Source organism: Streptomyces sp. (assembly GCF_031181555.1).
Classification (GTDB): Bacteria; Actinomycetota; Actinomycetes; order Streptomycetales; family Streptomycetaceae; genus Streptomyces; species Streptomyces fimbriatus.
This window is the reverse complement of record NZ_JAPSKQ010000285.1, coordinates 1-4,468: the sequence shown is the minus strand read 5'-3', so window position 1 is coordinate 4,468 and position 4,468 is coordinate 1. Positions and strand designations below refer to the sequence as shown.

4 protein-coding genes are annotated in these 4,468 nt (G+C 73.8%); all 4 read left to right on the top strand.

Going from position 1 to position 4,468, the window contains the following annotated elements; all coding sequences use genetic code 11:
* Positions 1–35 precede the first annotated feature (35 nt).
* Complete coding sequence (locus RIM90_RS30720; RefSeq protein ID WP_309064017.1) at positions 36–1,163, top strand: GNAT family N-acetyltransferase; 1,128 nt, start codon at positions 36–38, stop codon at positions 1,161–1,163.
* A gap of 17 nt (positions 1,164–1,180) precedes the next feature.
* Positions 1,181–2,032 carry a transglutaminase-like domain-containing protein gene (locus RIM90_RS30715; RefSeq protein WP_309064016.1) on the top strand — a complete coding sequence of 284 codons (852 nt, stop codon included), beginning with the start codon at positions 1,181–1,183 and terminating at the stop codon, positions 2,030–2,032.
* Between the two features lie 82 nt (positions 2,033–2,114).
* Positions 2,115–2,588 (top strand): MarR family transcriptional regulator, encoded by a 474-nt coding sequence (locus RIM90_RS30710; protein ID WP_309064015.1) that lies wholly within the window; start codon positions 2,115–2,117, stop codon positions 2,586–2,588.
* A gap of 269 nt (positions 2,589–2,857) precedes the next feature.
* On the top strand, positions 2,858–4,468 hold a 1,611-nt coding region (locus tag RIM90_RS30705), incomplete at its 3' end, for an MFS transporter (RefSeq protein ID WP_309064014.1).

Sequence of the window (4,468 nt, the reverse complement as noted above, 5' to 3'; positions counted from 1 at the left end):
TGGGCATGATCCGAACAGGAGGGGTGAACTGACCTGTGGAATTCTCTGCCGCCGGGCGCCTCGAGGTCCGAATCACCGCTGCTGACGTGGGAAAACGGGTCTCCGTACGGAGCTTGAACGAACATGCTCCCTCGGGTGAGAGGTTCACCGACACGGTCGGTGTTCTCACATCATGGGACAACGGTGTGCTGTGTCTCACACGCAGGAACGGGGACAGCGTGCGCATCGGGGAGTCCGCGCTGGTCGCGGGCAAGGTCGTGCCGCCCGCCCCGGCGCGCCGGCGGGGCCCGGCCGCCTCGTACGAGGAACTGGCGCGGGTCGCCGCGCGGGCCTGGCCGCCCCTGGAGAGCGAGCCGCTCGGGGAGTGGGAGCTGCGGGGTGCCGAGGGGTTCACGCGGCGCGCCAACTCGGTGCTGCCGCTCGGCGACCCGGGCATGCCGCTCGACGAGGCGCTGACGGCCGTACGCCGCTGGTACGCCGAACGGGGGCTGCCCGCCTACGTCCAGACCGCGACCGGCGCCGAGGGCACGCAGGAGCTGCTGTGCGCGGAGCTGGAGCGGCGGGGCTGGGTGCGGGAGGTGACCGCCGAGCTGTGGGTCGGGGCGCTGGCGCCGGTGGCGGACCGCGGCGAGCCGTCGGGGGTCGTGCTGTCGCGGCAGGCCGACGAGGCGTGGCTGGCGCGGTACCGGCGCAAGGGGGTGAGCGAGGTCGCCCTGAAGGTGCTGGGACCGGGCTCCCCCCGCTCATGGGGGTCCCCCCGCTCATGGGGGTCCCCCCGCTCGAGCGAAGCCGAGAGTGGGGGAGAAGCCGGGAGTGGGGGAGAGCCCGGGAGTGGAGGGGGCCCCTCGGTGTGGTTCGCGACGGTGCCCGGTCCGGACGCCCCGGCCGCCATCGGGCGGTGCGTCGTGGACGGGCGGTGGGCCGGGTTCGCGGCGGTCGAGGTGGATCCGGCACAGCGGCGGCGGGGCCTCGCGACCGCCGTGATGGCCGCGCTGGCCCGGCGGGCGCTGGACGAGGGGGCGTCGGCGGCCTGGCTCCAGGTCGAGGAGGACAACGCGGGGGCGCGGGCGCTGTACGACCGGCTGGGCTTCGCCCCGCACCACGCGTACCACCACTACCGCGCGCCGGAATCATCGGCTCCGGCCGGTGACGGATCGCTGTGAGCGGGCACGAACCGGTTATGCGTCCTCCCTGGCCCCCGCCCCCCGAGCGCTCCGCCGAGCTGCGGCGGCGGTTCGCCGAGGAGGCCCGCTGCGAGCGACCGGATCTGTCCGCGCTGTGCCTGCTGATCGGCGCGGAGGCGGACGGCGCGCTGGACGAGGCGGGCATGGACACCGCACAGGTCGAGCTGGACCGGCTGGCCGGGGAACTCCCCTACCGGCCCGGCTCGCCCCGGGCCTGGGCGCTCGCGCTGCGCGAACTGCTGGGCGAGCGGTACGGCTTCCACGGCACCCCGGGCGACTACCGGCGACTGGAGTCCTCGCTGCTGCACGAGGTGCTGCGGCGGCGGCGCGGACTGCCGATCCTGCTGTCGGTGGTGTGGCTGGAGGTGGCCCGGCGGGCGGGGGCGCCGGTGTACGGGGTGGCACTGCCCGGGCACTTCGTCGTCGGCTTCGGGGAGGCGGAGGGGCAGGTGCTCGCCGATCCCTTCGACGGGGGCCGGGTGCTGACCGGCGCCGACGCGGAACTGCTGGTCGTCGGGGCCACGGGGGCGCCGCTGGACGCGTCGATGCTGACGCCCGCCGATCCCCTGGACGTCGTGCTGCGCGTCCTGAACAACATCCGGGCGTGGGCGGCCGCCCGTCCGGAGCGGTCCGACGTGGCCCTGTGGGCGGTGGACCTGGCCCTGCTGCTCCCCTCGCACCCGGCACGGCTGCGGTACGAGCGGGCCCAGGTGCTGGTCCGGCGCGGTGACTTCCTCGACGGCGCGGCCGAGCTGGAGGCGTACGCCGAGGTGGTGGCCGCGGTGGACGAGCCGGCGGCGGAGCACGTCCGCGCCCAGGCCCGGGCGGCACGGGCCCTGCTCAACTAGGCCGGGACCCGTCCGGACGCTCACCGGCCGTGGCACCCGTCTCGTTTGACATAGGTATGACGAGATATCTATGCTCTCGTACATGCCCGACAGCAGTGCCTCCGATCAGCGCATCGCACGCGTGGCCGCCGAGCTCGCGGCGTGCCTGCCGGCGCTGCACCGGGCACTGGAGCGGCGGGTCGGGAGCGAGTACCCCCACCCGAAGCCGCCCGAGGGGCAGCTCGCGCTGCTGCGGTTCGTCGCGCAGCACGAAGGCGCCACGGTGGGCGAGGCGGCCTCGGCGCTGCTGATGAAGCCCAACAACGTCAGCGCCCTGGTGTCCCAGCTCACGGAGCGGGGAGAACTGGAGCGCCGCCAGGACGGCGCCGACAAGCGGATCGCCCGTCTCCACCTCACCGCGTCCTCGCGGCAGCGGATCGCCGAGGTGCGCGCCCTCGAGGAGCGCCACCTCGGCCAGGCGCTGCGGTCCGTCACCGACGGGGAGATGGACGCGCTCGGTTCCGCGCTCGGTGCGCTGAAAGCACTCACGCACCACCTCCGCTCCGCGGCCCGCTGACGACAGGGCCGCCGGCCCGCCCGCAGGTCCCCGCGGCGAAGCGTTCCGCTTCCCGCTCCGGGCCGCTCCTCTCCCCTGCCACGAACGCCGTGGGCGTCACAGGAGTCACGCGTGCCGCACGGCGGTCCGGTCCGGGCAGCCCTCGTCCGCGACCCCGCGCGCCCCCACGCCCCGTCCTCCGGCCGGGTGGGCGACCGGGCTCGCCGGGAACCGCGGCCCCTCTTCCCGCAGTCCGTCCGTCCCCCTTCGAGAAAGAAACGGCTCCCTTCATGGCGTCCACTCCCGTGGATCACTCCGCCCCGGCCACGGCTGCTCCCGTGCGGCCGGGGTCCGCGCGCCGGGGCAACCCCTGGCTCGCTCTGCTCGCAGTGTCGTTCGGCCTGCTCATGGTGCAGCTCGACGGCTCCGTCGTCGCCATCGCCAACCCGGCGATCGGCAAGGACCTCGGGGCCAGCACCGCGGAACTGCAGTGGGTCACCAACTCCTACCTGCTCGCGCTCGCCGCCTCGATGATCCTCGGCGGCAGGCTCGGCGACCGGTTCGGCCGGCGCCTGTACTACCTCGTCGGCGTCGGCGGGTTCGTCGTCACCTCGGTCGCCATCGGCCTGGCCGGCAGCATCGAGGGCGTCATCCTCTTCCGCGCCCTGCAGGGCCTGTGCGGCGGCATCCTGATGCCCAACACCCTGGGCATCCTGCGCGCCGTCTTCCCCCCGAAGAAGTTCGGGCTCGCGGTGGGCATCTGGGGCATGGTCTCGGCCGTCTCGACGTCGCTGGGACCGATCCTCGGCGGCCTGCTCGTCGAGCACGTCGACTGGACGTGGGTCTTCTACCTGAACGCGCCGATCGGCGTCGTCGCGCTGCTGTTCAGCGCGGCGGTCCTCGCCGAGTCCAGGAACCCCGCCGGCCGCCACCGCTTCGACGTCGCCGGCGTGGTCCTGCTCGCCGCGGGTCTGCTCGCGCTCGTCTTCGGCATCGTCAAGGGCGAGACCTGGGGCTGGACCTCCGCCGGAACCCTCGGCTCCATAGCCCTCGGTCTGGTGCTCCTGGCCGTCTTCTGCCGGTACGAGACCCGGCAGGCGCACCCGCTGCTGCCGATGCGCCTGTTCCGCGACCGGTCGCTGACCACCGGCGCCGTCATGACCCTGCTGAACTTCTTCGTCATGCTCGGCGGCATCTTCTTCATCATGCTGTACCTGCAGAACGTGCGCGGCTACACGCCCGTCGAGGCCGGCATCAGCACGCTGCCGATGTCGATCGCCTCGCTGTTCGCCTCTCCGATCGGCTCCCAGCTGACCGCCCGCTTCGGGCCGCGGGTCACGATCCCGCTGGGCCTGGTCCTCTCGGCCGCCGCCATGTTCTCCATGCTCACCTGGACCGTCGACTCGTCCTACGCGACGATGTGGCCGCCGTACCTCGCGATGGGCCTGGGCGTCGGCATCGTGCTGCCCGCCACCGCCGCCGCGATCATCGGCAACGCGCCGGTCGAGGACGGCGGTGTGGCGTCCGGGCTGCAGTCGACCATGCTGCAGATCGGTGGTGCGCTCGGTACCTCCGTGCTGGTCACCGTGATCGCCGGCAGGGTCGGTTCCTCGCTGTTCGGCGAGCTCACCGGGGCGGGCGTCCCGGCGTCCCTGGCCCATGAACTGGAGAGGGCCGAGGACGCCGTGGCGATGGGCATCGCCCCGGTCTCCTCCGACATGCCGGCGCAGATCAGGGCCGCGGTCGTCGAGGGCAGCGGCCAGGCGTTCGTGAACGGTCTGCACTCCGCCGTCACCGTCACCGGGGTCCTGTGCCTGATCGGTGCCGTCGCCGCCGTCGCCGGCGTCAAGGGCCGCGCCCGGCAGGCGCGGGACGGCGAGGAGGCCGCGGTGGTCGTCGCC

Excerpts from the sequence above, each read along its gene's own strand:
- RIM90_RS30715 (WP_309064016.1), top strand. The coding sequence starts at position 1,181 with ATGCGTCCTCCCTGGCCCCCGCCCCCCGAGCGCTCCGCCGAGCTGCGG.
- RIM90_RS30710 (WP_309064015.1), top strand. The coding sequence starts at position 2,115 with ATGCCCGACAGCAGTGCCTCCGATCAGCGCATCGCACGCGTGGCCGCC.